At 71.7% G+C, this 26,536-nt stretch carries 25 protein-coding genes; 18 read left to right on the top strand and 7 right to left on the bottom strand.

Annotated elements, in window-relative coordinates:
* Positions 1-73: 73 nt before the first annotated feature.
* Positions 74-1,453 (top strand): aminotransferase class V-fold PLP-dependent enzyme, encoded by a 1,380-nt coding sequence (locus SH922_RS10410; RefSeq protein ID WP_393057193.1) that lies wholly within the window; start codon positions 74-76, stop codon positions 1,451-1,453.
* 125 nt (positions 1,454-1,578) lie between these two features.
* Here the strand turns inward: SH922_RS10410 and SH922_RS10405 are convergent, their stop codons facing one another.
* Positions 1,579-1,860, bottom strand: coding sequence for an Lrp/AsnC family transcriptional regulator (locus SH922_RS10405; RefSeq protein WP_136328375.1), 282 nt, complete (start codon positions 1,858-1,860; stop codon positions 1,579-1,581).
* Positions 1,857-2,606: a rhomboid family intramembrane serine protease gene (locus tag SH922_RS10400; RefSeq protein WP_393057190.1), complete on the bottom strand. Its 750-nt coding sequence runs from the start codon at positions 2,604-2,606 to the stop codon at positions 1,857-1,859. The genes SH922_RS10405 and SH922_RS10400 overlap by 4 nt, the downstream gene beginning before the upstream one ends.
* 160 nt (positions 2,607-2,766) lie before the next feature.
* Here SH922_RS10400 and SH922_RS10395 point away from each other — a divergent pair, with 160 nt between their 5' ends.
* From SH922_RS10395 to SH922_RS10375, 5 genes are all read left to right on the top strand, one after another.
* Positions 2,767-3,009 (top strand): hypothetical protein, encoded by a 243-nt coding sequence (locus tag SH922_RS10395; RefSeq protein WP_014156692.1) that lies wholly within the window; start codon positions 2,767-2,769, stop codon positions 3,007-3,009.
* Between the two features lie 34 nt (positions 3,010-3,043).
* Positions 3,044-4,408: an NYN domain-containing protein gene (locus SH922_RS10390; protein ID WP_393057188.1), complete on the top strand. Its 1,365-nt coding sequence runs from the start codon at positions 3,044-3,046 to the stop codon at positions 4,406-4,408.
* Positions 4,409-4,694: 286 nt separating this feature from the next.
* Positions 4,695-5,720, top strand: coding sequence for an NlpC/P60 family protein (locus SH922_RS10385; RefSeq protein WP_393057186.1), 1,026 nt, complete (start codon positions 4,695-4,697; stop codon positions 5,718-5,720).
* Between the two features lie 237 nt (positions 5,721-5,957).
* Positions 5,958-6,977, top strand: coding sequence for an NlpC/P60 family protein (locus SH922_RS10380; RefSeq protein WP_393057184.1), 1,020 nt, complete (start codon positions 5,958-5,960; stop codon positions 6,975-6,977).
* A 29-nt stretch (positions 6,978-7,006) separates the two neighbouring features.
* Positions 7,007-8,260 carry a hypothetical protein gene (locus SH922_RS10375; RefSeq protein ID WP_393057182.1) on the top strand — a complete coding sequence of 418 codons (1,254 nt, stop codon included), beginning with the start codon at positions 7,007-7,009 and terminating at the stop codon, positions 8,258-8,260.
* Here SH922_RS10375 and SH922_RS10370 read toward each other — a convergent pair.
* Positions 8,217-9,506, bottom strand: a complete 1,290-nt coding sequence (locus SH922_RS10370; RefSeq protein WP_393057180.1) for a glycosyltransferase 87 family protein — start codon at positions 9,504-9,506, stop codon at positions 8,217-8,219. The two genes, SH922_RS10375 and SH922_RS10370, sit on opposite strands and share 44 nt — an antisense overlap.
* Before the next feature lie 134 nt (positions 9,507-9,640).
* Between SH922_RS10370 and SH922_RS10365 the strand changes: the two genes are divergently transcribed.
* A complete protein-coding gene (locus SH922_RS10365; RefSeq protein ID WP_393057178.1) occupies positions 9,641-10,783 on the top strand; it encodes a glycosyltransferase family 4 protein in 1,143 nt (380 codons plus the stop codon).
* Between the two features lie 55 nt (positions 10,784-10,838).
* Here SH922_RS10365 and SH922_RS10360 read toward each other — a convergent pair whose 3' ends face one another.
* Positions 10,839-12,635, bottom strand: a complete 1,797-nt coding sequence (locus SH922_RS10360; protein ID WP_393057176.1) for an AMP-dependent synthetase/ligase — start codon at positions 12,633-12,635, stop codon at positions 10,839-10,841.
* 280 nt (positions 12,636-12,915) lie between these two features.
* Between SH922_RS10360 and SH922_RS10355 the strand changes: the two genes are divergently transcribed.
* The 6 genes from SH922_RS10355 (at position 12,916) to SH922_RS10330 (ending at position 17,895) form a co-directional block, all read left to right on the top strand.
* A complete protein-coding gene (locus tag SH922_RS10355; RefSeq protein ID WP_393057174.1) occupies positions 12,916-13,722 on the top strand; it encodes a metallophosphoesterase in 807 nt (268 codons plus the stop codon).
* Between the two features lie 111 nt (positions 13,723-13,833).
* Positions 13,834-14,283, top strand: coding sequence for an SRPBCC family protein (locus SH922_RS10350; protein WP_148017697.1), 450 nt, complete (start codon positions 13,834-13,836; stop codon positions 14,281-14,283).
* Between the two features lie 4 nt (positions 14,284-14,287).
* Positions 14,288-15,502 carry an ArsA family ATPase gene (locus SH922_RS10345; RefSeq protein ID WP_393057171.1) on the top strand — a complete coding sequence of 405 codons (1,215 nt, stop codon included), beginning with the start codon at positions 14,288-14,290 and terminating at the stop codon, positions 15,500-15,502.
* Between the two features lie 83 nt (positions 15,503-15,585).
* Positions 15,586-16,044 (top strand): DUF5304 domain-containing protein, encoded by a 459-nt coding sequence (locus SH922_RS10340; protein WP_393057169.1) that lies wholly within the window; start codon positions 15,586-15,588, stop codon positions 16,042-16,044.
* Between the two features lie 73 nt (positions 16,045-16,117).
* Positions 16,118-17,059, top strand: coding sequence for an ROK family glucokinase (locus SH922_RS10335; protein ID WP_356323761.1), 942 nt, complete (start codon positions 16,118-16,120; stop codon positions 17,057-17,059).
* A 77-nt stretch (positions 17,060-17,136) separates the two neighbouring features.
* The gene (locus tag SH922_RS10330) at positions 17,137-17,895 is read left to right on the top strand and encodes an endonuclease/exonuclease/phosphatase family protein (RefSeq protein WP_393057166.1); all 759 of its coding nucleotides are present in this window, start codon (positions 17,137-17,139) and stop codon (positions 17,893-17,895) included.
* Between the two features lie 12 nt (positions 17,896-17,907).
* Here the strand turns inward: SH922_RS10330 and SH922_RS10325 are convergent, their stop codons facing one another.
* Together SH922_RS10325 and SH922_RS10320 are read right to left on the bottom strand one after the other, a co-directional pair.
* A complete protein-coding gene (locus tag SH922_RS10325) occupies positions 17,908-18,579 on the bottom strand; it encodes a hypothetical protein (RefSeq protein ID WP_393057164.1) in 672 nt (223 codons plus the stop codon).
* Entirely contained in the window at positions 18,572-19,351 is a 780-nt protein-coding gene (locus tag SH922_RS10320; protein ID WP_393057162.1) for an alpha/beta hydrolase, read from the bottom strand. Before SH922_RS10320 ends, SH922_RS10325 begins: the two co-directional genes overlap by 8 nt.
* A gap of 212 nt (positions 19,352-19,563) precedes the next feature.
* On the opposite strand from SH922_RS10320, the gene SH922_RS10315 reads away from it, so the two are divergent.
* The 5 genes from SH922_RS10315 (at position 19,564) to SH922_RS10295 (ending at position 24,533) form a co-directional block, all read left to right on the top strand.
* A complete protein-coding gene (locus SH922_RS10315; RefSeq protein WP_393063518.1) occupies positions 19,564-20,313 on the top strand; it encodes a lysophospholipid acyltransferase family protein in 750 nt (249 codons plus the stop codon).
* 40 nt (positions 20,314-20,353) lie between these two features.
* The gene (macS, locus tag SH922_RS10310) at positions 20,354-21,577 is read left to right on the top strand and encodes a MacS family sensor histidine kinase (protein WP_393057160.1); all 1,224 of its coding nucleotides are present in this window, start codon (positions 20,354-20,356) and stop codon (positions 21,575-21,577) included.
* Positions 21,574-22,269 carry a response regulator gene (locus SH922_RS10305; RefSeq protein ID WP_393057158.1) on the top strand — a complete coding sequence of 232 codons (696 nt, stop codon included), beginning with the start codon at positions 21,574-21,576 and terminating at the stop codon, positions 22,267-22,269. The genes macS and SH922_RS10305 overlap by 4 nt, the downstream gene beginning before the upstream one ends.
* A gap of 111 nt (positions 22,270-22,380) precedes the next feature.
* The gene (locus SH922_RS10300; RefSeq protein ID WP_393057156.1) at positions 22,381-23,409 is read left to right on the top strand and encodes a 6-phosphofructokinase; all 1,029 of its coding nucleotides are present in this window, start codon (positions 22,381-22,383) and stop codon (positions 23,407-23,409) included.
* 122 nt (positions 23,410-23,531) lie between these two features.
* Positions 23,532-24,533, top strand: coding sequence for a 2-hydroxyacid dehydrogenase (locus SH922_RS10295; RefSeq protein ID WP_393057154.1), 1,002 nt, complete (start codon positions 23,532-23,534; stop codon positions 24,531-24,533).
* A 24-nt stretch (positions 24,534-24,557) separates the two neighbouring features.
* On the opposite strand, the gene SH922_RS10290 is transcribed toward SH922_RS10295, so the two are convergent.
* Positions 24,558-26,450, bottom strand: a complete 1,893-nt coding sequence (locus SH922_RS10290; protein ID WP_393057152.1) for an anthranilate synthase family protein — start codon at positions 26,448-26,450, stop codon at positions 24,558-24,560.
* Positions 26,451-26,536: the final 86 nt, after the last annotated feature.

The raw sequence follows: 26,536 nt of genomic DNA, 5'->3' as shown, positions 1-26,536 counted from the left end.
CTTCTTTCTTCCCTCCGTGCTGCCGCGTATCCGCAGGCACGCGGAATTCGCCTGCCTGTTACGGGAGTTCGTCATGTCTGTCTTCACCGCCGCCACCGACCAGTCGATTTGTGCGCCGCTGCCGGTTCTGGGCAAGGATGTGACGGTTCCGCTGGTCACCGGCGGGGAGGTCACCTACGCCGCACTGGACTACGCCGCCAGTGCCCCGGCCCTGCAGCGGGTGTGGGACGACGTGGCCGCGTACGCGCCGTACTACGGCAGCGTCCACCGTGGTGCCGGCTACCTCTCGCAGCTCTCCACGGACCTCTTCGAGAGCAGCCGCGAGACGGTCGCGGAGTTCCTCGGCTGCCGCGCCGACGACCAGGTGATCTTCACCCGGTCCACCACCGACTCGCTCAACCTGCTCGCCGCTGTCCTGCCCGCCGACTGCCAGGTGTTCGTCTTCGAGACCGAGCACCACGCCTCGCTGCTGCCCTGGCGCGATGCCCGCGTGACGTACCTGAACGCCCCGCGCACCCCGGGCGAGGCCGTCGCGACGCTGGAGCGGGCCCTCGCCGACCGCGACCCCTACGGCCCCGCGCTGGTCTGCGTCACCGGCGCCTCCAACGTCACCGGCGAGCTGTGGCCGGTCAAGGAGCTCGCCGCCGCCGCGCACGCCCACGGTGCCCGGATCGTGCTGGACGCCGCCCAGCTCGCCCCGCACCACCCCGTCGACATCGCCGAGCTGGACGTCGACTGGGTCGCCTTCTCCGGGCACAAGCTGTACGCACCGTTCGGCTCCGGGGTCCTCGCCGGCCGCTCCGACTGGCTGCGCGACGCCGAGCCCTACCTGGCCGGCGGCGGCGCCTCCCGCCAGGTCGCCCGGCGCGCCGACGGCGGTGTGGACGTCGAATGGCACACCACCGCCGCCCGCCACGAGGCCGGCTCGCCCAACGTCATCGGCGTCTACTCCATCGCCTCCGCCTGCAAGGCGCTCACCGAGGCCGGCTTCGACAGCCTGGTCGCCCGGGAGCAGCAGCTCGTCACCGCGGTCCGCGCCGGACTCGCCGAGGTCCCCGAGGTCAAGGTGCTCTCGCTGTTCGGCGACGACGCCCCGCGGGTCGGCGTCATCTCCTTCGTGGTGGAGGGCTGGAACAGCTCGCACTTCGCCGCGGCGCTCTCCGCCGAGTACGGCATCGGGGTGCGTGACGGACTGTTCTGCGCCCACCCCCTCGTGCGCACCCTGCTCGGCAGCGACCCGCAGGACGTCGGCGAGTGCGGCGCGCCGGAGGCGGAGCCGGGCCAGAAGTCCCTCAACGCGATCCGGGTCAGCTTCGGCGCCGGTACGCCGGACGAGCACATCGAGCGCTTCCTGCGGGCGGTCAAGGAACTCGTGAGTCAGGGCGCCCAGTGGAAGTACCGGACCGAGGACGGCCGCTGCGTCCCGGACCGGGGCACGGCCGCGCAGGTCTGAGCAGACCCCCTCAGCACTTTCGGCCGGGTACGGACAGTTGTCCGTACCCGGCCGAAAGTGCTGAGGCGACCAGGGTGTCCCGTCCGGACCAGCCCGCGAGCCCGGCATGGTCCGAACGAGAGGCCCTACGCGTCCAGACCGATGGCGAAGGCCGCCTCCAGGTCGTGCTGCGAGTACGTACGGAACGCCACGTGGGTGTCGGTTCCCTCGACACCGGGGATCTTGCTGATCCGGCCGGGGATGACATCGGCGAGGTCGTCGTGCTTGGAAACCCGGACCATGGCGATCAGGTCGTACGTACCGGTGACCGAGAAGACCTCGCTGACGCTGTCCAGCGCGGCGATGGCCTCGGCGATCTCGGGAATCCGGTCCACGCTGGTTTTGATGAGCACGATCGCGGTGATCACGGCTGGCTTTCTCCCTCGGTGGCCGTGGCTGGAGGCTTCACTCTAGGGCCTTGCGGCCGGCCGCGTCCGTAGCGCCCCCAGGCGTAGAGGAAGCCGGTGGCGAAGCCGGCCACGTGGGCGAGGTAGGCCACCCCGGGCCCGCTGCCGGCGCCCTCGGCCGCCAGCCACTGCAGGACGAACCAGAAGACCAGCACGATCCAGGCGGGGAAGCGCAGCGGCAGGAACAGCAGGAACGGGAACAGGCTGGTGACCCGGGCCCGGGGGAAGAGGTAGAGGAAGGCCCCCAGGACCGCCGAGATCGCCCCCGACGCGCCGACGAGCGTCTGGTCGGAGGTGGAGTGCGCGGCCGCGTAGGCGAGCAGGGCGAGGTAGCCGCAGCCGAGGTAGAAGAACGCGAATTCGGTGTGGCCCATGCGCTCCTCGGCCATGGCTCCGAACACGTAAAGGAACAGCATGTTGCCGAGCAGATGCAGCCAGCTGCCGTGTACGAACAGTGCGGTGAGCGGGGTGAGGACGGCGTGTGCCGAGCCGTCCCACAGTTCGCTCGGGATGACGCCCCAGCGCTCGAAGTACCCGGCCTGGGCGGCGAGCAGGGCGTCCGCGGTGCCGTAGACCGGGTTGAACCCCGAGAGCGGGCTGATCACGAAGACCACGCAGCACAGGGCGATGAGGGCGTACGTCACCGGCGGCCCGCCCGAGGTGGCCGCCCGCAGGAGTCTGCCGGCCGCAGCCCGCCGATCGATCATGAACAGAGCATGACGCAAGCGGAGGGAACGGGACAGACCGCCTCGCCGTGCCGAGGGGAAGCGCCGAGGCCGTAGGGTTACGAGAGGACATCCGCAGTTCGACGGCGCACCGCGAGATCCTTGTCCGGCAGCTCAAGGCTCGACGAAAGAGGACGCAACGATGACGACGGTTCCCCAGCCGACCGACGGGACCCGCTGGCGCTGCACGCTCTGCGGAAACCTGACGAGGTTCGACGTGACGCGTTCGTCCAAGGTCGTCGAATACGTCCACCTCGACCTGGCCGGTGAGTCCAGCGTCGAGGAACGCGAGGTGGTCAGTGAGACCATCGAGTCGGTGCGCTGTCGTTGGTGCAACGCGGTGGACCAGATCGAACTAGTCGACAGGCCGGGTGCCGACTCCTGACGGGGCCGCGCGGACATAAAAAATGAGGTGACGGATGGTGGAGCAGCCCGCTGGCGGCGCCACGTCGGCCGATGCGGCCGGCGACGCCGTGGAGGCGCTCGACCGCCCGCTGCCCGAAGGCGTGCGGCGTCGGGTCGTCGCGCTCGTCGCGGACGCGTTCGGCGGTCTCACGGTCACCGAACTCCCGGCCCAGCTCCGACAGTACGCCCGCTTCACACCGACCCGGCGCGCCAAGTTCGCGGGGAACGCGATGGCGGCCGCGCTGGAGGGCGACGCGCCCTTCCGCCGCCGCATCGGCGAACGGCTGAAGGAGACCCAGCCGGAGCTGACCGCCGCGCTGGTGGCGGGGTCTCCGCCCGCCGCCGCGGATCCCGTCGACGTGGCCGCCGCCGCCTATGTGCTGCGCCCGGCCGGCTGGGTCAAGCTGGTCGCCGCCGCCGGCGAGGAGGCCGAGCGGGCCGACGCCGAGCGGGCCGACGAGGAGGTCCGGCTCGAACTGGAGCGGCTGCGCGAGGAACTCGCCCGGGCCCGCGCCCAGACGAAGAGCGAGACCGATCGGCTCCGCGCCGAACTGGACGCCGCCCGCAAGGAGGCCGACTCGCTCCAGCGCAAGCTGCGCAGCGCGGCCAACGAGGTGAAGCGCGGCGAGGCGGCGCTGCGCCGCGGCAGGGCCGAGAGCGATGCTCTGCGAGCCGAGGCGGCAGCCCAGGTGTCCGCGGCCGAGAGCGAGACCCGGAGGCTGCGGACGAGGCTCAGCGAGGCGGAGGCGTCCGTCGAGGCCGGCCGCAGGGCCGCCAGGGAAGGGCGCTCGGTCGAGGACATGCGGTTGCGGCTGCTGCTCGACACGGTGCTCGAAGCGGCCGGCGGGCTGCGGCGCGAACTGGCGCTGCCGCCCTCCTCGATGCGTCCCGCGGACAGTGTGGACGCGGTCGAGCCCGGACGGATGTCGCCCAAGGACATTGCCGCCAGGGCTCTTTCGGAGACCGATCCGGCGCTGCTGGACCAACTGCTCGCGCTGCCGCAGGCCCATCTGATCGTGGACGGCTACAACGTCACCAAGACCGGCTATCCGCAGATGCCGCTGGAGAAGCAGCGGCTCCGGCTGCTGGGCGGTCTGTCGGTGCTCGCGGCCCAGACGGGCGCCGAGATGACCTGCGTCTTCGACGGGGCCGAGCTGGCCGCTCCGGTGCTGCTCGCGCCGCCGCGCGGGGTGCGGGTGCTGTTCAGCAAGCCGGGTGTCACGGCGGACGAGGTCATTCGTCAACTGGCGCGCGCCGAACCGCCCGGGCGGCCCGTCGTGGTGGTCTCCACCGACCGCGAGGTGGCCGACGGGGTGGCGAAGGCGGGGGCCAGGCCCGTTGCGTCCCTCTTGCTCCTGAAGCGGCTTTCGCGCGTCTAGTGCGTCTTGTTGCGACTTGCCGGAAATCAGGGAACGGACCGTCAAGTCGCCGCTACGCCCTGTGTGATGTGAGTAAAGAAGTACCTCCTGTGACGAGATTTTTCCTGTGAGGATTTGAACTGATCACAAGATGGTCACTAAGGTCGGGCCTCGAACCTTCGCACGGTTGATCACCCATCCGGGGTGGCAGTGAAGGAACCGCCGAGGCCGTGACGTGCACGGAGCTGGGGGATCTCATCTCCCCCAGAACCCGGTAGGCGGCTCGAGGAAGAAGGAGCTCGCCTTCGTGGGGTCCCACCGTCGTCCCAAGCAACCGAGCCGCACCCGCGTGACCGTGCTCGGCGTGACTGCCGCCGCGGCCGTTGCCCTGACCTCCCAGGCGGCCCATGCCGACCCGAAGCCGACCAAGAGCGAGGTCAAGGAGAAGGTCGACAAGCTCTACGAAGAGGCGGAGAAGGCCACCGAGCAGCACAGTCTGGCCAAGGAGAAGCAGGACAAGCTCCAGAAGCAGATCGACGCGATCCAGGACAAGGTGGCCCGCGGTCAGCAGGAGCTCAACAACCTCCGCTCCGGCCTCGGTTCCCTCGCCGCCGCGCAGTACCGCTCCGGAGGCATCGACCCCTCCGTCCAGCTCTTCCTCGCCTCGGACCCGGACAGCTTCCTGGACCAGGCCTCCGCACTCGACCAGCTGACGGCCAAGCAGGCCGAGTCGCTGGCGAAGATCCAGGAGAAGCAGCGGTCCCTCGCGCAGGAGCGCAAGGAGGCCCAGGACAAGCTGAGCGACCTCGCGGACGTCCGCAAGACGCTCGGCGAGAAGAAGAAGAAGCAGCAGGCCAAGCTCGCCGAGGCGCGTCAGCTGCTGAACACGCTCACCCAGGCCGAGCGCGACAAGATGCGCGCGGACGACCAGCGCGCCAGCCGCGCCGCCAGTGACCGCGTCGACCTCGGCAACGAGGCCCCCGCCTCGGGTCTGGGTGCCGCCGCGCTCCAGGCCGCGGCGACCCGGATCGGCATGCCGTACTCCCCGGCTCAGACCGGCCCCGGCTCCTTCGACTGCTCGGGCCTGACCATGTGGGCCTACGCCCAGGCCGGTGCCAACATCACCCGCACCACGTACACCCAGATCAACCAGGGCACGCGGATCGGGATGAGCCAGCTGAAGCCGGGCGACCTGGTCTTCTTCAACGGCAACCAGCACGTGGGTCTCTATGCGGGCAACGGAACCGTGCTGCACGCCCCGCGCTCGGGCACGTTCGTCCGCTACGAGTCGATGAGCACCATCGGCAGCTTCTACGCAGCGGTGCGCATCTGACCACGCCCGAACGGGCGAATTCCCGCGCCCCGTACTGACAGCCGCCCCGCCGGAGACCACAGGTCACCGGCGGGGCGTCACTGTGTGTGCCTCCCTTCCGACCGGCGCGGCCTTTGTCCGCTCCGTGATCGCGCGACTACTGTCTGTCTGCTGTGCAGCTCCCGTGCGTCGGTCCGCCCGCCCCGGGTGGCAGGGGCTGCGCACGTCTGCGTACAGCGGAAGGGAGTGCGGCGTCCTGTGGTGTCCCATCGCCGTTCCACACAACCCGGCATGAGCCGGAGCGCCCGGGTGACCGTGATGTCGGCTGCGGCGGCGACCGCCGCAGCGGCGCTCGGCGGGGCCACGGCGAACGCCGAGCCGCAGGACACACCGCAGACCACCGGGGCCCGGGTCGACCGCCTCCTCACCGAGGCCGAGCAGGCGACCGAGCACTACAACGCGGCCGGCGAGAACGTCGAACGGCTGCGCGGCGAGGTGGGCCGGGCCCAGGACCGGGCGGCCCGGGGCCAGGAGCGCATCAACCGGATGCGTACGGAGATCGGTTCGGCGGCCCGCGAGCAGTACCGGGCCGGCGGCATCGATCCCTCGCTCGCCCTGCTGCTCTCCTCCGACCCCGACAGCTATCTCGACCGGGCCGCCACCCTGGACCGGGTGAACGACCGCCGCGCCACCGCCCTGGCCGGGCTCCGCAAGGCCCAGCAGGCGCTCGCCCAGACCCGTGCGGAGGCCGCCCGCTCGCTCGCCGGCCTGGAGCGCAACCGGGCGGCCGTCAGCCGCCACAAGCGCACCGTCGAGCGCAAGCTCCGCCGGGCCAGGGAGCTGCTGAAGGAGCTGCCCGGTGCCGAGCGGGCCTCGCGCACCGGCCGCGACGACGGGGCCGCCGGGCCGGTGGCCGGTCTGCCCGCGGGTTCGGCCCGGGCGGCGGCTGCCGTCATGGCCGTCCGGCGAGTGCTGGGCCTCCCGTACGTCTGGGGCGCGAACGGACCCTCCGGATTCGACTGTTCCGGGCTGATGCAGTGGGCGTACGCCCAGGCCGGGGTGAGCCTGCCGCGGACCTCGCAGGCCCAGCGGTACGCCGGCCGCATGGTGCCGCTCGGAGAGGCCCGCCCCGGCGACCTCGTCACCTACCGCGCGGACGCCAGCCACATCGGGATGTACGTGGGAAACGGCCAGGTGATCCACGCCCCGTACCCGGGCGCCCCGGTCCGCTACGACCCCGTCGGCATGATGCCCGTCTCCTCGGTCACCCGCGTCTGACCTCCCCGGCAGCCCTTACCCTCGGTCATGTGGCTGATCAAGGGCGTACCGCGGGGCGGGCACGCGGCGGACGACGGCGCGCGGCGGGCGCCGTGCTCGCCGCGCTGCTGTGTGCGGCCGGCTGCGCGGCCCCGGCCGACAAGGCCCCCGACACCACCGCCCGCGACATCCGCGCCACGCTGGACCGCCGCGCCGCCGCCGTGCTGCACCACGACGAGGAGGCCTACGTCGCCGTGGTGGACCCGGACGCCACCGCGCTGCGCAGCGCACAGCGCAAGGAGTTCGGCCACCTCGCGGACGTACCGCTCGGCACCTGGACCTACCGGGTGACGGACCTCTCCGCGCACGGGGCCGGCCGGGCCACCGCCCATGTGCGGCTCGGATACCGGATCGAGGGCTACGACAGCGCGCCGGTCTCCGTCGACCGGGTGATCGACCTGGAGCGGGACCCGGACGACGGCCGCTGGTACCTCACCGCCGACCGGGCCGCCGACGGCGGGGGCAGGCAGCTCTGGGAGCAGGGCGACGTCGAGGTGGTGCGCGGTGCCTACAGCCTCGTGCTGGGAGTGGGCCGGACCCGGGACGAGTTGAAGGAGATCGCCGCCACCGAGGACCGGGCGGTGCCCGACGTCTCCGCCGCCTGGCCGGAGCACTGGGCGGGGCGCGTGGTGGTGCTGGTACCCGGCACCGTGACGGACATGGCGGAGCTGCTCGGATCGCCCGCCGACAACTACCGGGGCATAGCGGCCGTGACGACCGGCGAGACCGGCGGCTCGGGGAAGGCGCCCGCCGACCGGGTGATCGTCAACCCGGAGGCGTACGCCATGCTCGGTTCCTTCGGGCAGCGCGTCGTCCTCACCCACGAGACCACCCATGTGGCCACCCGCACCGACACCTCCGCGGCCACCCCGGCCTGGCTCTCCGAAGGCTTCGCGGACTGGGCCGCCTACCGGGACCAGGAGCGCACCGCCGCCGAGATCGCCCCCGAAATGGGCGACGCCGTCCGCAGCGGCGACGTGCCCGCGACGCTACCCACGGACGAGGACTTCGGCTTCGCCGGCGACGCGAACCGGCTGGCGAGGGCGTACGAGGGCGGCTGGCTGGCCTGCGAGCTCATCGCCGACCACTGGGGCGAGGAGAAGCTGTACGCCTTCTACGGGGCCGTCGGGGGCCACTCAGGGCGGGACGGGGCGGTGGAGCAGGCTCTGCACGAGGTGCTAGGCACGACCCCGCAGGACTTCACGGCGCGCTGGCGCGCCTATCTGGAGAGCCGGCTCGGCTGAGCGGGGGCGTGGCGGGCCCGTCACCCGCCGCAGGCACACCACCGGACGGTGACCCGTCCGCGGCCGGGTCACGCACCGTGTCCCGCCACAGCCGCGCGCACGCGAGCAGGGACGCGGCGACCAGCAGCCCGTTGCGGACGAACATGAGCGTCACGCCCGTCGCGTCGCTGGTCACCACATGGATGAAGCCGAGCGGGAACTCCAGCTGCGTGACGCCCGTCGCCACCAGCACCAGTGCGGCCGGCCAGGCCATCCGGCTCTCCCTGAAGACCAGGCACACCGCGGCCAGACCGACCAGCCACAGCATGTACTGCGGGCTGATCACCCGGCTCGTGGTGGTGAACAGCAGCACCGCGGTGAACGCCGCGTCCGCCGTCGTACTCACTCCGAACGTGCGCGCGCGCAGCCGCCACACCAGCAGCCAGCCGAACGCCACCAGGCTCAGCCCCAGGGAGAGGGTGCTCACCAGCGGTACGTGCGGTCCCAGGAACTCCAGCGAGCCGTAGTGCAGCTCCACCCGGCCCTGCCAGCCGAACTGCCGCGCCACATGGAAGACCAGCGCCCCCAGCGACTCGACCTCGGTGCCCCGGTCCCGCTGGAAGCCCAGGAACGCCAGTGCCCCGGGCGCCGCCGCGGTGCACAGCACCAGCAGCCCGAGCGCCACTCCGGCCGCCGTCGTCCACGCCAGGCGGGTACGCCGCCCCGGGGCCGTGCCGGCGAGCAGCAGCGCCGGCCATACCTTCAGCAGCGCCCCGAACGCCGCCAGCGCCCCCAGCACCCGCGGATGCCGGACCCCCGCCAGCAGCGCCGCAACGGCGACGGCCGTCACCATCACGTCGTACCGGGCGTACGCGGTCGTCCCGAGCAGCGGCACCCCCGCCACCCACACCCAGGCCCCGGCGGTCCGCCGGGCGGCGGTGCGGCCCGCGTACAGCAGCAGGCCCAGCACCAGCGCGTCGCACAGGAACGCCAGGACGAAGAAGGCCGAGGCGTAGTCCAGGAAGGGCAGCAGAGCGGGGGAGAGGATCGCGAGCGCAGCGACCGGCGGGTACTGCCAGGTGACGTCGGACTTCGGATAGCTGCCCGACCGCAGCACGTCGTACCAGCCGTGGTAGATCACCGAGACGTCGCTCGTCACGTCCGGGCCCGGCAGCGTGATCACCTTGATGACGCAGAGCAGAAGCAGGGCCCTGGTCAGCGCCCACACCGCCAAGGCTGCCGGCCGTGTGCCGCTCGAACCCGTCATGACCCGCCCTCACCTGTTCCGTCCGTCGTACGAGGAGCCATGATGCCCGCCCCCGCTGTGCGGGAGCCATCAGGCGGGGCCGGTCGGTACCGCCGACGGCGATGGCCCGGGGCCGCCCGGTACTGTCGGCGGCGATGGACAAGACCCTGATCGTGACCAATGACTTCCCGCCCCGCCCCGGTGGCATCCAGGCGTTCCTGCACAACATGGCGCTCCGCCTGGACCCGGAACAGGTCGTCGTCTACGCCTCCACCTGGAAGCGGGGCGCCGAGGGTGCGGCGGCCACCGCCGCCTTCGACGCCGAGCAGCCCTTCACCGTGGTCCGCGACCGTACGACGATGCTGCTGCCGACCCCGCGGGTGACCCGGCGCGCCGTGGAACTGCTGCGCACCCACGGCTGTTCGTCGGTCTGGTTCGGGGCCGCCGCCCCGCTCGGCCTGATGGCACCGGCGCTGCGCCGGGCCGGCGCCCGGCGGCTGGTCGCCACCACCCACGGGCACGAGGCCGGCTGGGCCCAACTGCCCGCCTCCCGGAAGCTGCTGCGGAGGATCGGCGAGGGCACGGACACGATCACCTACCTCGGCGAGTACACCCGCTCCCGGATCGCCGCCGCACTCACCCCGGCGGCTGCCGGCCGCATGGTCCAGCTCCCCCCCGGCGTCGACGAGAAGACCTTCCACCCGGACTCCGGCGGCGACCGCGTCAGGGCCCGGCTCGGGCTCACCGACCGGCCGGTCGTCGTCTGCGTGTCCCGGCTGGTGCCCCGCAAGGGCCAGGACACCCTGATCCTCGCGATGCCGGCGATCCTGGCCCAGGTGCCCGACGCGGTCCTGCTGATCGTCGGCGGCGGGCCGTACGCCGGGGAACTGAGGAAGCTGGCGGCGGAGACCGGGGTGCAGGACTCGGTGCGGTTCACCGGTCCGGTGCCGTGGGAGGAACTGCCCGCGCACTACGGGGCCGGCGACGTCTTCGCGATGCCGTGCCGCACCCGGCGCGGCGGCCTCGACGTGGAGGGCCTCGGCATCGTCTACCTGGAGGCGTCCGCGACCGGGCTGCCGGTGGTGGCGGGCGACTCGGGCGGAGCCCCGGACGCCGTGCTCGACGGTGTGACCGGGTGGGTGGTGCGCGGCGGCTCGGCCGAGGAGTCGGCGGAGCGGATCGTCGCACTGCTCGGCGACGCGGAGCTGCGGCAGCGGATGGGGGAGCGGGGCAGGGCCTGGGTCGAGGAGAAGTGGCGCTGGGACCTGCTGGCGGAGCGGCTCAGGGAGCTGCTCTGAGTGACCGGGTACGCGGAAGGGGCCCGCAGGACGGGCCCCTTCCGGTTGCACGGCGTCAGGCGCGGTAGATCGACTCGACCTCGTCGGCGAAGTCCTTCGCCACCACGTTCCGCTTCAGCTTCAGCGACGGCGTGATGTGACCCGCCTCCTCGGTGAACTGGGCGGCCAGGATGCGGAACTTCCGTACGGACTCGGCCTTGGACACCGCGGCGTTGCCGTCGTCGATCGCGCGCTGCACCTCGGCCAGCAGCTCCGGGTCCTCGCGCAGCGACACTGCGGTCGAGCCGACGGGCTTGCCGTGCTCCTCGGCCCAGCGGCCCAGGAACTCCTCATCCAGCGTCACCAGGGCGCCCACGAACGGGCGTCCGTCGCCGACCACCATGCACTCCGCCACCAGGGCGTGCCCGCGGATGCGGTCCTCGATGACGGCGGGAGCGACGTTCTTGCCGCCGGCCGTGACGATGATCTCCTTCTTGCGGCCGGTGATCGCGAGATAGCCGTCCTCGTCGAGCGTGCCGATGTCGCCGGTGTGGAACCAGCCGTCGGCCAGCGCCTCGGCCGTCGCCGCCTCGTTGTTCCAGTAGCCGGAGAACAGGTGCTCGCCGTGCAGCAGCACCTCGCCGTCGTCGGCGATCCGCACGACGGAGCCGGGCAGCGGCTGTCCGACCGTTCCGATCTTCTGACGGTCCCACGGGTTGAAGGCGGTGGCCGCGCACGACTCCGTCAGGCCGTAGCCCTCCAGGACGGTGAAGCCGATACCGCGGTAGAAGTGGCCGAGCCGCTCGCCGAGCGGCGCGCCGCCGGAGATCGCGTACTCGCCGCGTCCGCCGAGCACGGCCCGCAGCTTGCTGTAGACCAGCCGGTCGAAGACCTTGTGCTTGAACTTCAGGCCCACGGACGGACCCTGCGGCGTGCCCAGCGCGCGGCTGTAGGCGATCGCCGTGTTCGCCGCCTTGTCGAAGATCTTGCCCTTGCCGTCGGCCTGCGCCTTGGCCCGGGCCGAGTTGTAGACCTTCTCGAAGACCCGCGGCACCCCGAGGATCAGGGTCGGCCGGAACGAGGCCAGCTCATCGGTCAGGTTCTTGATGTCCGGTACGCAGCCGAGCTTGATCGGCGCCATCACGGAGGCGACCTCGACCAGCCGGCCGAAGACGTGCGCGGCGGGCAGGAAGAGCAGCACGGAGCACTCGCCGGTACGGAACAGCGGCTTCAGGCGCTCCACCACGTTGCCGCACTCCGCGAAGAAGCTGCGGTGCGTCAGCACACAGCCCTTGGGGCGGCCGGTGGTGCCCGAGGTGTAGACGATGGTGGCCGGATCGTCGGCCTTGGCGCTCACGCTGCGCAGATCGACGGTCTCCTCGGAGACCTCCGCACCCGATGCCGTCAGTGTGTCGACCGCGCCCTTGTCGATCTGCCACACATGGCGCAGTTCCGGCAGCCGGTCGCGCACCGAGGCCACGGCCTGCGCGTGCGCGTCGCTCTCCACCAGGACCGCGACCGCGCCCGAGTCGCCGAGGATCCACTGGACCTGCTCGGGGGAGCTGGTCTCGTACACCGGCACGGTGACGGCGCCCGCACTCCAGATCGCGAAGTCCAGCTGCACCCACTCGTAGCGGGTGCGGGACATCAGGGCGACCCGGTCACCGGGCTCGACACCGGCGGCGATCAGCCCCTTGGCGGCGGCTCTGACCTCGGCCAGGAACTGTGTGGCGGTGACGTCCGTCCAGACGCCCGCAACTTTGCGGCTCATCACCGCGACATCGGCATGCTGAGCGGCATTGCGGCGGATGAGATCCGTCAGGTTGCCGTCCGAGGGGACCTCGTACAGGGCCGGAAGGCTGAACTCGCGCAAGACTGCTGCTCCTCATCGGGCTCCGGTGCCACGGCTCTGTGTGACGCACCGGCTGCGGTCCAAGATTGGCGGGTGCTCAGTGGGGTGAGCACGACTGGACTGCCCGGACGTTACCCACCGGTACTCGGTTCCGGATAGGGGGTTCAGGCCAGATGTCTTATGCGTCACACATATCGGTGGTCCTCATCCGCACAGTAGTGCACCTCGTTGAACACCCGGAGGTAACCGCAGGTCCGACCGCCCCTACCCACGTGGGCGCCGGAGTCCTAGGGTGATCGTCATGCGAGCAGGACCGAACACCCGGGACGCCTCCGCCGGACCGCGCACCCGCGTCCACGTGGTCAGTGACGTGCACGGGAACACCGAGGCGCTGGCCCGCGCCGGGGACGGGGCCGACGCCCTCATCTGCCTGGGTGACCTGGTGCTCTTCCTCGACTACGCGGACCACTCGCGCGGCATCTTCCCCGACCTCTTCGGCGTCGAGAACGCCCACCGGATCGTCGCCCTGCGCACCGAACGCCGCTTCGAGGAGGCGCGGGACTTCGGCCGGGAGCTGTGGGCGGGGATGGACCGCAACGCCGCGATCGTCTCCGCCGTCCGCAAGCAGTACGCCGAGATGTTCGCCGCGCTGCCCACCCCGACGTACGCCACCTACGGCAACGTCGACATTCCCGGCCTGTGGCCCGAGTACGCGGGCCCCGGCACCACCGTCCTGGACGGCGACCGGGTCGAGATCGGCGGCCGCGTCTTCGGCTTCGTCGGCGGCGGACTGCAGACCCCGATGCGCACCCCGTACGAGATCAGCGACGAGGAGTACGCGGCCAAGATCGAGGCGGTCGGCCCGGTCGACGTGCTCTGCACGCACATCCCGCCCGAGGTCCCGGAGTTGACGTACGACACCGTGGCGCGCCGCTTCGAGCGCGGCAGCCGGGCCCTGCTCGACGCCATCCGCCGCACCCGCCCCCGCTACTCCGTGTTCGGCCACGTCCACCAGCCGCTGGCCCGCCGGATGCGGATCGGCACCACCGAGTGCGTGAACGTCGGCCACTTCGCCTCGACCGGCCGGCCCTGGGCGCTGGAGTGGTGACCACGACCCCGCTCGCCCGGGGCCTGGGACGAGGCGCCGCCCTCACGCGATAGCCTTCTGGCGGCAGGCCTCTGCCGACCGACCGGTACACCGCACTGGAGGGCCACAGCGATGGCTGAACACACCAGCTCGAGCATCACGATCGAGGCGGCACCGGCCGACGTCATGGGTGTGATCGCCGACTTCGACCGCTATCCGGAATGGACCGGCGAGGTCAAGGAGGCCGAGGTGCTCGGCACCGACGACCGCGGCCGTGCCGAGAAGGTCCGTCTGGTCCTGGACGCCGGCGCGATCAAGGACGACCACACCCTCGCGTACACCTGGATCGGCGACTACGAGGTCAGCTGGACCCTGGTCAAGTCCCAGATGCTGCGCGCCATCGACGGCTCCTACGCCCTGGCCCCGCTCGGGGACGGCGACCGTACCGAGGTCACCTACCGGCTGACCGTCGACGTCAAGATCCCGATGCTCGGCATGATCAAGCGCAAGGCCGAGAAGGTCATCATCGACCGCGCCCTGGCCGGTCTCAAGAAGCGTGTCGAGTCCGTCCCGAAGGCCTGATCCGGTGCGTACGGTCCTGGTCACCGGCCTCGGCGGAGCCGGCCGTACCACCGTCGCGGCGGCCACCGCACTGGCCGGCGCCCGCGGCGGCCACCGCACCCTGCTGATCTCCGCCGACGCCATACCCGGCTTCCCGACGGACACCGAACCCACCCAGGTGACCGACGCGCTGTGGTCCGTCCGGATCGACTCGGGTGCGCACTTCCGCAGCGAACTCCTCACCCTCCAGGACCAGTTGTCCGGCGTGCTCGACCTGCTCGGCGGCAACCGCATGGACGGTGAGGAACTCACCGAACTCCCCGGCAGCGCCGAACTCGCCCTGCTGCACTCCCTGCGCCGCGCCGCACAGGGCGACTGGTCCCGCGCCGGCTACGACCTCCTCGTCGTCGACCTGCCGCCGCTGCGCGAAGCCCTCGCCGTGCTGGCCCTGCCCGAACAGCTGCGCCGCTACCTGCGTCGGCTGCTGCCCCAGGAACGCCAGGCCGCCCGCGCCCTGCGCCCGATGCTCGCCCAGCTCGCCGGGGTGCCCATGCCCGCGCAGTGGCTGTACGAGGCCGCCGCCCGGCGCGACGCCGAGCTGGCAGGGGTCCAGGCGCTGATCGAGGACCGCGCGACCACGCTCCGGCTGGTCGCCGAACCGGGTCCTGCCGCCGAGGACGCGCTGCGCACCGCCCGTACCGGGCTCGCCCTGCACGGGCTGCGGGTCGACGCCCTGGTGGCCAACCGAGTGCTGCCGCGGCACTCGTCCGACCCCTGGTTCGCCGCGCTCGCCGCGCAGCAGGAGAAGTGCCTCCACCACTGGCACGAGGAACGGCCCGCCGAGGCCCCGCCGCTTCAGGTGCCCCACCTCGGCCGCGACCCGCAGGGCCCCGACGACCTCACCGGCCTCGTGGACGACGAGCCCGCCCTGACCCCGGACGGCCGGGACGGCGGCCGCGCCGAGGACCCCTGGTGGATCGAGGAGGCCGGAGCCCCCGAAGGGCAGGACGGCGCCGACGGCATACTCGTCTGGTGCCTGCGCCTTCCCGGCGCCGTCAAGAAGGACCTCCACCTGGTCCGGCGCGGCAATGAGCTGCTCCTCACCGTCGGCCCCTTCCACCGCATCGTGCCCCTGGAGTCCGCGCTGCGCCGCTGCACCGTCTCGGGCGCGGCCCTCACGGACGGGGTGCTGCGGGTCCGCTTCACGCCGGACCCCGCCCTGTGGCCGAGGACGAGCTGAACGGCGTACCACCGTTCGGGTAACGTCGTCGGTAGGCGTCCCGTATGCCGGGCCGCCGGCCAACAACGTCGCAGGAGTCCGCCATGAGCGAAGCCACCGATCGTCCCGCCGACGACGACGCGTGGGCGCAGGCCTGCGCCGAGGACCTCGCCGCCGAGAAGGCCCGCCGCCGCGCCGAGTACGGCCCGCCGCCCGGCTCCGCCGCCGAGGAGCTGCGCAAGCTGGTCGACGCCGTGGCCGACAAGCTCGGATCCCTTCAAACGCCGCTGTTCGGCGTGGCGGCCCAGGGGGCCGTGCAGCAGGTCATCAAGCAGGCGAAGTCCGCCGTCGAGCCCGTCATCGAACGCAATCCGGACGTTTTCGATCACATCGCGGCGGCCGGCAGTGAACTGCTCGCCGCATACCGCTCTGCGGTCGAGGGCCAGGAACGCCGCTGGACCCAGGGCGCCGGGGACCCCGCAGGCACGGAAACGAAGGCGGAAGACCCCACCGACCCCCGTGATGAGGGGCCCGGCACCGGCGAACACATCGACCTGGACTGACCGGCGCCGACAGGGCGGGGCCCGTCCTCGGGTACGGTTGCCTCAGCGGGGCTCGACCGAAACTGAGGGATTCATGGGACTCACCATCGGCGTCGATATCGGCGGCACGAAGATCGCAGCTGGAGTGGTCGACGAAGAGGGCCACATCCTCTCGACCTTCAAGGTGCCGACCCCGCCGACGGCTGAAGGCATCGTGGACGCGATCGCGGCGGCGGTGTCCGGCGCGAGCGAGGGGCATCCCGTCGAGGCGGTCGGCATCGGCGCGGCCGGATACGTCGACGACAAGCGTGCCACGGTGCTGTTCGCGCCGAACATCAACTGGCGGCACGAGCCGCTTAAGGACAAGGTCGAGCAGCGCGTCGGCCTCCCCGTGGTCGTCGAGAACGACGCCAACGCGGCGGCCTGGGGCGAGTACCGCTTCGGCGCCGGCCAGGGCCACGAGGACGTCATCTGCATCACGCTGGGCACGGGCCTCGGCGGCGGCATCATCATCGGCAACAAGCTGCGCCGCGGACGCTTCGGCGTGGCCGCCGAGTTCGGCCACATCCGGGTCGTCCCGGACGGGCTGCTCTGCGGCTGCGGCAGCCAGGGCTGCTGGGAGCAGTACGCCTCCGGCCGCGCCCTCGTGCGGTACGCGAAGCAGCGCGCCAACGCCACCCCGGAGAACGCCACGATCCTGCTGGCGCTCGGAGACGGCACGGTCGAGGGCATCGAGGGCAAGCACATCAGCGAGGCCGCCCGGCAGGGCTGCCCGGTGGCCGTCGACTCGTTCCGCGAGCTGGCCCGCTGGGCCGGCGCCGGACTGGCCGACCTCGCCTCGCTCTTCGACCCGTCCGCCTTCATCGTCGGCGGTGGCGTCTCGGACGAGGGCGAACTGGTCCTCGACCCGATCCGCAAGTCGTTCCGGCGCTGGCTGATCGGCGGCGAGTGGCGCCCGCACGCCCAGGTGCTCGCGGCCCAACTGGGCGGCAAGGCCGGGCTCGTGGGCGCGGCGGACCTGGCCCGGCAGGGCTGATCCGACCGGACACGGACACACCGGACGCCCGTCGTGCCCCTCGGGGAGCGGCGGGCGTCCGCCGTATCGTGAACCGCATGGCCATGATGTCGCTGCCCGACTCCCGTACCGAGCAGGACGGCTCGGCCGTCGTCAGAGTGCTCAGCTACAACATCCGGTCGATGCGCGACGACCGCGCGGCGCTGGCCCGCGTCATCCAGGCCTGCGCACCCGACCTGGTCCTCGTCCAGGAGGCGCCGCGCTTCTTCCGCTGGCGCAAGCATGCCGCCAGGCTCGCCGCCCGCAGTGATCTGGTCATCCTCGGCGGCGGGGCCACCGCGGCCGGACCGCTGCTGCTCTGCTCGCTGCGCGCCACGGTGGAGCGCACCGAGGACGTCCTGCTGCCGCTCACCCCGGGACTGCACCGCAGGGGCTTCGCCACCGCAGTGGTCCGGATCGCGGGCACCCGGATCGGCGTGCTGAGCTGCCATCTGAGCCTGGAGCGCCCAGAACGCCTCGCCCAGGCGGAGAGGCTGCTGGAGACGGTGGACGCGATGGGCGTGGACCACGTGGTCGTGGCCGGCGACCTCAACGACGTACCTAGCGGGCGGGCCTTCCGGCTGCTCGCCGGGCGGTTCCAGGACTGCTGGGCGGTACGGCCCCGGGGTGGCGAGCACACCTTCCCGCCGCACGACCCGCACAAGCGGCTCGACGCCGTCTTCGCGACCGACGGCATCGAGGTGCTCGGCTGCGGGGTCCCGACCGGACTGCCCGGGATCTCCGAGGCCGACCTGCTGGCGGCGACCGACCACCTGCCGGTACTGGCCGCGCTGCGGGTGCCCGCAGCGGCCTCGTAGCCCGACGGTTTCTCAGACCACCGCGCCGCGGCCGGGGTCGTCACCGTCCTCGTCGTCGTGGTCCATCCGCGCCACCAGCGTCACGAAACCGCCCAGGAAACCGCCGACACCGACCGTGGTCAGCCACCAGGTCATCTCCCACTGGAGCAGCACCGCCAGCAGCAGGAGGATCGGGCCGCCGACCACCGCGAGCCAGGCGAACTTCGACGTGACGTCGGCCTCCGGCAGCGGCGGCGGCTCCGGCGGCACGAAGTGCCCCTCGCCGCTGTCGTCGTCGCTGTGGCCCTCGACGGGCTCCGCCGGCTCGTAGTCCCGCGGGCCGCCGACACCCGGGGCGAAGACCACCGAGCTGCCGAGTGGCTTCTCCGGCGGCTTGGGCCGGCTCTTCCCGAGGCCCTTGTCCGGGTCCGGAGCGACTGAGTCCTCCTCCGGAAGCGCGAGGTCCTCGATGGACCGGAAGGGCCTGGCACCCGGCGGGTCCGGCGGCTCCTCCCCGTACCCCTCGATGATCGCCTTCCAGACGGCGTCCTCGTCGACCGGGCGTTCGCCCTCCGCCCCCGTGGGCGCGGACGGGGCCTCCGGCGCCGGAGCGCCGCCGCCCTCGTCGGGCACGGGCGTCCCCCCGGCGGGGAGCGGCTCGCGCTCCTCCTCGCTGCCTGTGCGCTCCGCGTCGTGCTCAGCCACCGGACCTGCTCCCCTTCTTTCCGACGCTCGGAGCGAGGCGGCCGATGAACGAGTAGCTCTCGTCGAAGATCCGCTCCGCATCGTGGTCCAACGTCGCGACGTGGTAGCTCTGTTCCAGGAGGATCTCCTCGACATCCGTCGAGGACACCCGGCTCAGGATCCGGGCGGTGTCGGCGGGCGGCACCACATGGTCCTGCGGGCTGTGCAGCAGCAGGATCGGCTGGGTCACCTGCGGAAGCTCGGCGTCGACCAGCCGGAAGAACTTCCGCACCGAGTGCGCCGCGTGCAGTGGCACCCGGTCGTAGCCCACCTCGTGGGAACCCTCCAGCGCGATGTCGCTCGCCAGCCCCTTCGTCGTCCGCACCAGATGACGGGCGACCGGCAGCGCGTACGCCGACAGGCCGTGCACCTTGTTGGCCGGGTTGACCAGGACGAGACCCCGGACGGCGTCGCCGTGCTTCGCCGCGAGCCGTAGCGACAGCGCGCCGCCCATGGAGAGACCGAACACGAAGACCTGCTCGCACCGCTTTAGCAGCGCCCGCAGCTCCCGGTCCACCTCCGCGTACCAGTCCTGCCAGCCGGTCACCTGCATGTCTTCCCATCGGGTGCCGTGCCCGGGCAGCAGCGGCAGCGCGACCGTGAGCCCGCGCTCCGCCAGATAGTCGGCCCAGGGGCGCAGCGACTGCGGGGAGCCGGTGAATCCGTGACAGAGGAGGACGCCGACCTCTCCGCCCTCGTGGCGGAACGGCTCGGCTCCAGGAAGGACCGGCACCGGGGTCTCCTGTTCGTGAGGCTCGAAAGGGGAGCGAAAGGGGGAGTGCAGAAGGATTACTTCACCGTACGCGACCGGACCGACACCGACCAGGGCCGTCACCGGCCCGGGCTGCGGACACCCTGCCCGTGCCGGGCAGGAGCGTGGGGCGCGGCACGGGTTAAGGTCTGTCGGACAGCACACAGGAGGCACTCGAGTTGATCTACGGCGCTATGAAGTTCTCCATCGGCGGGTCTCTGAAGCTCGCCTTCAGGCCGTGGGTGGAGGGCCTGGAGAACATTCCCGCACGGGGCCCCGCGATCCTCGCCAGCAACCATCTGTCGTTCTCCGACTCCTTCTTCCTGCCCGCCGTTCTGGACCGCAAGGTCACCTTCATCGCGAAGGCCGAGTACTTCACCGCACCCGGGGTCAAGGGAAAGCTCACCGCCGCCTTCTTCAAGGGGGTCGGACAGCTTCCGGTGGACCGCTCGGGCGCCCGCGGGGCCGGTGAGGCGGCGATCAAGGCCGGTATCGAGGTCATCGAGAGCGGCGGGCTGTTCGGCATCTACCCGGAGGGCACCCGGTCGCCCGACGGCCGCCTCTACCGCGGCAAGCCCGGCGGCCTCGCCCGGGTGGCCCTCGCCACCGGTGCGCCGGTCATCCCCGTCGCGATGATCGACACGGAGAAGATCCAGCCGCCCGGCCAGGTGGTGCCCAAGCTGATGCGACCGGGGATCAGGATCGGCAAGCCGCTCGACTTCAGCCGCTACCACGGCATGGAGGGCGACCGCTTCATCCTGCGCTCGGTCACCGATGAGGTCATGTACGAGATCATGAAGCTCTCCGGCCAGGAGTACGTAGACATCTACGCGACCGCCGCCAAGCGGCAGATCGCGGACGAGGCGAAGCAGCGGGCGGAGGCCGCCAAGAAGGCCGCGTCCGGCGGCCGGGACGAGCAGGACACGGACCGCGGCAGCGCCTGAGCCCGAGTGCGCGGCGGGTCCGGGGGTGGGGGAGAACAAGATGGCCAAACGTGTGCGGGTCGTGAGGATGTCGGTCGAGCAGCCGCTTTGGCGTGCCCTGACCGCGTATCGCATCCTGACGATGCTCTACGCGATCCTGCTCGCCGTCTTCGGACGCGAGAAGTACGACCGGCCGTGGGTGGCCGCCGTCTTCCTGGCGGTCATGGCCGTCTGGACGCTCGCCACCCTGCCGAAGGTCTCGGGCGCCGTGGCCTGCACCAAGCGCTTCCTGGGCGCCGACCTCACGCTCGCGCTCATCGGCATCCTCATCACCCCGCTCGCCGACTTCCAGGCCCAGCATGTCGACGGCCCGACCCTGCCGTCCATCTGGACCGCCGGTTCCGTCCTGGCCTTCGCGATCAAGGGCGGCTGGCGCTGGGCGGCCTTCGCCTCCACCTTCGTCGCCGTCGCCAACCTGATCGAGCGTGCCGAACCCAGCCGCGACACCCTCCACAACGTCCTGCTGGTCTGGGTCGCCTCCATCGCCATCGGGTACGTCGTCGAGGTCGCCCGCGCCAGTGAGCGCACCCTCGCCCGCGCCCTGGAGATCGAGGCGGCCACCCGGGAGCGGGAACGCCTCGCCCGCGACATCCACGACAGCGTGCTCCAGGTCCTCGCCATGGTGCAGCGCCGGGGTACGGCGATCGGCGGCGAGGCCGCCGAGCTGGGCCGGATGGCCGGGGAACAGGAGGTCGCCCTGCGCACCCTGGTCTCCAGCGGACTGGTACCCCCCACCCGGGTGTCCGAGGACGCGGCCGAGGGCGCCGTGGTACGCACCGTCGAGACGGACGACGAGACCGAGGACCCGGGCGACACCGACCTGCGGGCCCTGCTCGCCCCGCACGCCGGATCCCGGGTGACCTTCGCGGAGCCCGGCGCACCGGTGCTGCTCCCGCCCGCGGCGGCCGGGGAACTGGCGGCGGCCGTCAGCGCGGCCCTGGACAATGTCCGGGTGCACGCGGGGGAGAGCGCCCAGGCCTGGATCCTGGTCGAGGACTGGCCGGACGAGGTGATCGTCACGGTCCGGGACGACGGGCCCGGCATCCCGGAGGGGCGGCTCGCCCAGGCCGAGGGCGAGGGGCGCCTCGGAGTCGCCCTGTCGATCCGCGGGCGGCTGCGCGACCTGGGCGGTACGGCAGAGTTGATCTCGGTGCCCGGTCAGGGCACCGAGGTCGAATTGAAGGTTCCGAAGATGGCACGGGGGAAGGCGGGTTCAGTCCGATGAGCGCAGCAACCGAAGAGGGCGGCGGGCAGCAGCAGCCCATCAGGGTGATGGTCGTCGACGACCACCCGATGTGGCGCGACGCCGTCGCCCGCGACCTCGCCGAGGCCGGCTTCGACGTGGTGGCGACCGCGGGCGACGGCCCGCAGGCCGTCCGCCGGGCCGGGGCCGTCACCCCCGACGTCCTGGTCCTCGACCTCAACCTGCCCGGGATGCCGGGCGTCCAGGTCTGCAAGGAGCTCGTCGGCTCGCAGCCCGGACTGCGGGTCCTGGTGCTCTCCGCGAGCGGCGAGCACGCCGACGTACTGGAAGCGGTCAAGTCCGGCGCCACCGGCTATCTGCTGAAGTCGGCGAGCACCCAGGAGCTGACCGACGCGGTCCGCTCCACCGCGGTCGGCGACCCGGTCTTCACCCCCGGCCTTGCCGGACTCGTGCTCGGCGAGTACCGCAGGCTGGCCTCCGAACCCGCACCCGCCGCGTCGAACGAGCCGAAGGCCCCGGAGCTCACCGACCGGGAGACCGAGGTGCTGCGGCTGGTGGCCAAGGGACTCTCGTACAAGCAGATCGCCGAGCGGCTGGTCATCTCGCACCGCACCGTCCAGAACCATGTCCAGAACACCCTGGGCAAGCTCCAGTTGCACAACAGGGTGGAGCTGGTGAGGTACGCCATCGAGCGCGGCCTCGATGACGCATGAGATCAATTCCCGTGCATTGAGCGGGAATTGACCGTCCGACCCATCCCGTTGTGACCTGGATCACCCTTAGCGTGGAGCTGAGTGAGCTCACTTCGGCGAAGGGATGCTTCCATGAGGGTCGGAGTACTGACCGGGGGCGGCGACTGCCCCGGGCTCAACGCGGTCATCCGCGCCATCGTCCGCAAGGGCGTGCAGGAGTACGGATACGACTTCATCGGTTTCAGGGACGGCTGGCGCGGAGCGCTGGAGGGAGTGACGGTTCCGCTCTCCATCTCGGCGGTGCGGGGCATCCTGCCGCGCGGTGGCACCATCCTCGGGTCGTCGCGCACCAATCCGCTCAACGCCGAGCACGGCGTCCGCCGGATCAGGGACAACCTCGCCAAGCACGAGGTCGAGGCGCTCGTCACGATCGGCGGCGAGGACACCCTCGGCGTGGCGGCCACCCTGTCCGACACGTACGGCGTCCCCTGCGTCGGCGTACCGAAGACCATCGACAACGACCTGTCCGGTACCGACTACACCTTCGGCTTCGACACCGCCGTCTCCATCGCGACCGAGGCCATCGACCGGCTGCACACCACGGCCGAGTCCCATATGCGGGTCCTCGTCGTCGAGGTGATGGGCCGCCACGCCGGCTGGATCGCGCTCCACTCGGGGCTGGCCGGCGGCGCCAACGTCATCCTCATCCCGGAACAGCGCTTCGACATCGACCAGGTCTGTGCCTGGGTGACCTCCCGGTTCCGGGCGAGCTACGCGCCGATCGTGGTGGTAGCCGAAGGGGCCATGCCCGTGCAGGGCGAGATGGTCCTCAAGGACGGGTCGCACGACTCCTTCGGCCATGTCCGCCTTTCCGGCGTCGGCGAATGGCTGGCCAAGGAGATCGAGAGCCGCACCGGCAAGGAGGCCAGGACCACCGTCCTCGGCCATGTCCAGCGCGGCGGCACGCCCAGTGCCTTCGACCGCTGGCTCGCCACCCGCTTCGGGCTGCACGCCATCGACGCGGTGCGAGACGGCGACTTCGGGAAGATGGTCGCCCTGCGCGGCACGGACATCGTGCGGGTGCCGATCGCGGAGGCCACCGCCCGCCTCAAGACGGTCGACCCGGCGCTCTACGCGGAGGTGGGGGTCTTCTTCGGCTGAGGGGCCGAGCGGCGCGCCGGGCCCCGCGGCCTTATATTCGCGATGACCGGTCCTGCGGGGGCCGCCCGCGCCGGTGCGGGAGCCGGCCCCGCACCCCGCCCGCATCAGTCACGGGAGACGTCGTGGAAATCCTGGCATTCGGTGTGCAGTCCGACGAGAAGCCGCTGATCGAGAAGGCCTTCGCCGGCAAGCACGAGGTCCGGTGTCTGGACGTCTTCCTGACCCCGGACACCGCACCCATCGCGGCGGGCTACGAGATCGTCTCCACCAGCGTCAACGCCGACCTGGGCAGCCGCGTCCTCCAGACCCTCGCGGCCGGCGGCACCCAGATGATCGCCCAGCGCTCCACCGGCTTCAACAACATCGATCTGGACGTGGCCGAGCGCCTCGCCCTGCGGGTCGCCCGGGTCTCCTGGTACTCGCCCTACTCGGTCGCCGAATTCGCCTGGACCCTTGCCATGGCGGTCAACCGCCGCATCGTCCGCGCCACGACCCGCACCCGGGACTTCGACTTCCGCCTCGACGGCCTTCTCGGCCGGGACATGCACGGCCGCACGGCCGGCATCATCGGCACGGGCAAGATCGGCGAGGCCTTCACCCGTATCGCCCATGGCTTCGGCATGAATCTGCTCGGCTGGGACGTCGCCGAGAACCCGGCCTGCGTCGAGCTGGGCATGCGGTATGTCGACAAGGAGCAGCTCCTCGCCGAGTCCGACCTGATCAGCCTGCACGTCCCGCTGCTGCCCTCGACCCACCACATCATCGGCAAGGACGCGCTGGCACACATGAAGGACGACGCGATCCTGATCAACTCCAGCCGTGGCGGACTCGTCGACACGTCAGCCCTGGTCGGGGAGTTGCGGGCAGGCCGGTTCCTGGGGGTCGGACTCGACGTGTACGAGGCGGAGGCCGGGCTCTTCTTCCTCGACAAGTCCCTGGAAGGGGTCGACGACGACACCCTGGCCCGGCTCGTCACCTTCCCGAACGTCCTCGTCACCTCGCACCAGGCGTACTACACCGAGGACGCCCTGGGCCAGATCATCGCCGCCACGGTCCAGAACGTCGACGACTACCTGGCCGGCCGCCGCAGCGACAACGTGCTGGTCCCGCCGCCCGGGTCCTGACGGGAGGGCCCGGGCGGCGGGATCTCAGCCGCGTACCGGAAGCCCTGCCAGGAGCTCGCCCACGATCGTCGCCCCGCGCAGCGTCAGCACCGACTCCGGATGGAACTGCACCGAGGCGAAGCCGTCCCCACGCAGTGCGTGCAGCTCCCCGGTCGCCGGGTCCAGGCTCGCCTCGATGCCGTGCGCCGCCAGCTCGGTGGCCACCGCGGCGTCGCAGCGCGCGGTGAAGCTGTTGTAGAAGCCCACGGTCTCCGGGCGGCCGAACAGATCGATCCGGGTCTGCGCGCCCTGGTACGGAACCGTCTTGCGGACGATGTCCAGCCCCAGCTCGGCCGCGATCAGCTCATGGCCCAGACACACCCCGAGCAGCCCGTGCCGGTGATCCCGTACGAGCTCCGCGGCGAGGGAGCGCAGCAGCCGCATCTTCGGGTCGGCCGCGTCGCCCGGGTCCCCCGGCCCGGGGCCCAGCACGACCGGCCCCTCGTGCGCCCGTACGACCTCGCGCAGCCCCGGCTCGTCGTAGCGGCGCACCGACACATCGAGGCCCGAGGCGCGGAGCAGGTGCCCCAGCATCGAGGTGAACGTGTCCTCGCCGTCGACCACCAGCGCATGACCGGACAGCGTGTCGGTGCGCTCCTGCATCCGCAGCCAGAACGGCGCCAGCCCCTCCCGCCTGGCATCCAGAGCAGCCCGCACCCGGGGGTCGTCGGCCAGCCGGGGACGCGCCCCCTCGGCCTGCGGCCGGCCCGGCCGTACCCCGAGCGCGGTCAGCACACCTGCCGCCTTCGCGTGGGTCTCGGCGACCTCGCTCTCCGGATCGGAGTGGCGCACCAGGGTCGCCCCGACCGGCACCCGCAGCTCGCCCCGGGCCGAGATGTCGGCGGTCCGGATCAGGATCGGCGAGTCCAGCGTCTGCGTCCCGTCGGGAGCCTGCCGCAAGAGGGCCAGCGCGCCCGCGTAGTAGCCGCGCCCGCCGGACTCGTACCGCTCGATGACCCGGCAGGCGTTCTGCACGGGGGAGCCGGTGACCGTCGCCGCGAACATGGTCTCCTTCAGCACCTCGCGCACATCCAGCGAGGAGCGGCCGCGCAACTCGTACTCCGTGTGCGCGAGATGGGCCATCTCCTTGAGCCGTGGCCCGATCACCACCCCTCCCATGTCGCCCACGGTGCACATCATCTTGAGCTCCTCGTCGACCACCATGGAGAGCTCCTCGGTCTCCTTGCGGTCGCCGAGGAAGGCCAGCAGGTTCTCGGCGGTCGGCCCCTCGGCGGGGTAGCGGTAGGTGCCGCTGATCGGATTCATCACGACCGTCCCGCCGGACATCCGCACATGCACCTCGGGGCTGGCGCCGACCAGCGTCCTGTCCCCGGTATGGACGACGAACGTCCAGTACGCCCCCCGCTCACCGGCCAGCAGCCGTCGGAAGAGCGCCAGCGCGTCCGCCCGGCCGAACCCCGGGATCTCGCCCCGGAAGGTCCGCCGGATGACGAAGTTCGCGCCCTCGCCCCGGCCGATCTCGTCCTCGATGACCCGCCGCACCGTCCCCGCGTACTCCTCGTCGGACACGTCGAACGCACCGTCCTCGACCCGCACCGCGTGGGCGGGCAGCGCGTCCAGTGTCTCGTCGAGGGGCAGTTCGTACGTCTCGTCCGCGACCAGCACGGCCAACGGCGTGCCGTCGTCGCGGACGTCGAAACCACGCTCGGCGATCTGCCGGAACGGCACCAGGGCGAGGGCGGGCTGTTCGCCGACGGGGATGTCCGCGAGCCTGTCGGCCTCCCGCACCTGGCCGATCAGCACCTCGACGGTGTCGTGGTCGTGGCCGGGGGTGCGCCTGCGCAGCAGGGCGAAGGGCGGGCAGTCGTCGCCAAGGAGTCTCTGGACGATCGTGTGCGGTGCGGTGTGCGGTGCCATCTGCGGTGTTCCTTCCACTGGTATCAGCTGGGAGGAACGGCCCCTGGACATGAGAAAGGCCGCCCCTCGGGCGGCCTCTGCGTCGG

This window comes from Streptomyces sp. LN549, assembly GCF_043203805.1.
Classification (GTDB): Bacteria; Actinomycetota; Actinomycetes; order Streptomycetales; family Streptomycetaceae; genus Streptomyces.
This window is presented reverse-complemented; position numbering and strand designations above follow the sequence as displayed.

Coding starts and splice junctions, on each gene's coding strand:
- SH922_RS10410 (WP_393057193.1), top strand. CDS start 74: ATGTCTGTCTTCACCGCCGCCACCGACCAGTCGATTTGTGCGCCGCTG.
- SH922_RS10305 (WP_393057158.1), top strand. CDS start 21,574: ATGAGCGCAGCAACCGAAGAGGGCGGCGGGCAGCAGCAGCCCATCAGG.
- SH922_RS10330 (WP_393057166.1), top strand. CDS start 17,137: ATGGCCATGATGTCGCTGCCCGACTCCCGTACCGAGCAGGACGGCTCG.
- SH922_RS10370 (WP_393057180.1), bottom strand. CDS start 9,506: ATGACGGGTTCGAGCGGCACACGGCCGGCAGCCTTGGCGGTGTGGGCG.
- SH922_RS10400 (WP_393057190.1), bottom strand. CDS start 2,606: ATGATCGATCGGCGGGCTGCGGCCGGCAGACTCCTGCGGGCGGCCACC.
- SH922_RS10300 (WP_393057156.1), top strand. CDS start 22,381: ATGAGGGTCGGAGTACTGACCGGGGGCGGCGACTGCCCCGGGCTCAAC.
- SH922_RS10365 (WP_393057178.1), top strand. CDS start 9,641: ATGGACAAGACCCTGATCGTGACCAATGACTTCCCGCCCCGCCCCGGT.
- SH922_RS10290 (WP_393057152.1), bottom strand. CDS start 26,450: ATGGCACCGCACACCGCACCGCACACGATCGTCCAGAGACTCCTTGGC.
- SH922_RS10335 (WP_356323761.1), top strand. CDS start 16,118: ATGGGACTCACCATCGGCGTCGATATCGGCGGCACGAAGATCGCAGCT.
- macS (WP_393057160.1), top strand. CDS start 20,354: ATGGCCAAACGTGTGCGGGTCGTGAGGATGTCGGTCGAGCAGCCGCTT.
- SH922_RS10340 (WP_393057169.1), top strand. CDS start 15,586: ATGAGCGAAGCCACCGATCGTCCCGCCGACGACGACGCGTGGGCGCAG.
- SH922_RS10390 (WP_393057188.1), top strand. CDS start 3,044: ATGGTGGAGCAGCCCGCTGGCGGCGCCACGTCGGCCGATGCGGCCGGC.
- SH922_RS10315 (WP_393063518.1), top strand. CDS start 19,564: ATGAAGTTCTCCATCGGCGGGTCTCTGAAGCTCGCCTTCAGGCCGTGG.
- SH922_RS10395 (WP_014156692.1), top strand. CDS start 2,767: ATGACGACGGTTCCCCAGCCGACCGACGGGACCCGCTGGCGCTGCACG.
- SH922_RS10355 (WP_393057174.1), top strand. CDS start 12,916: ATGCGAGCAGGACCGAACACCCGGGACGCCTCCGCCGGACCGCGCACC.
- SH922_RS10350 (WP_148017697.1), top strand. CDS start 13,834: ATGGCTGAACACACCAGCTCGAGCATCACGATCGAGGCGGCACCGGCC.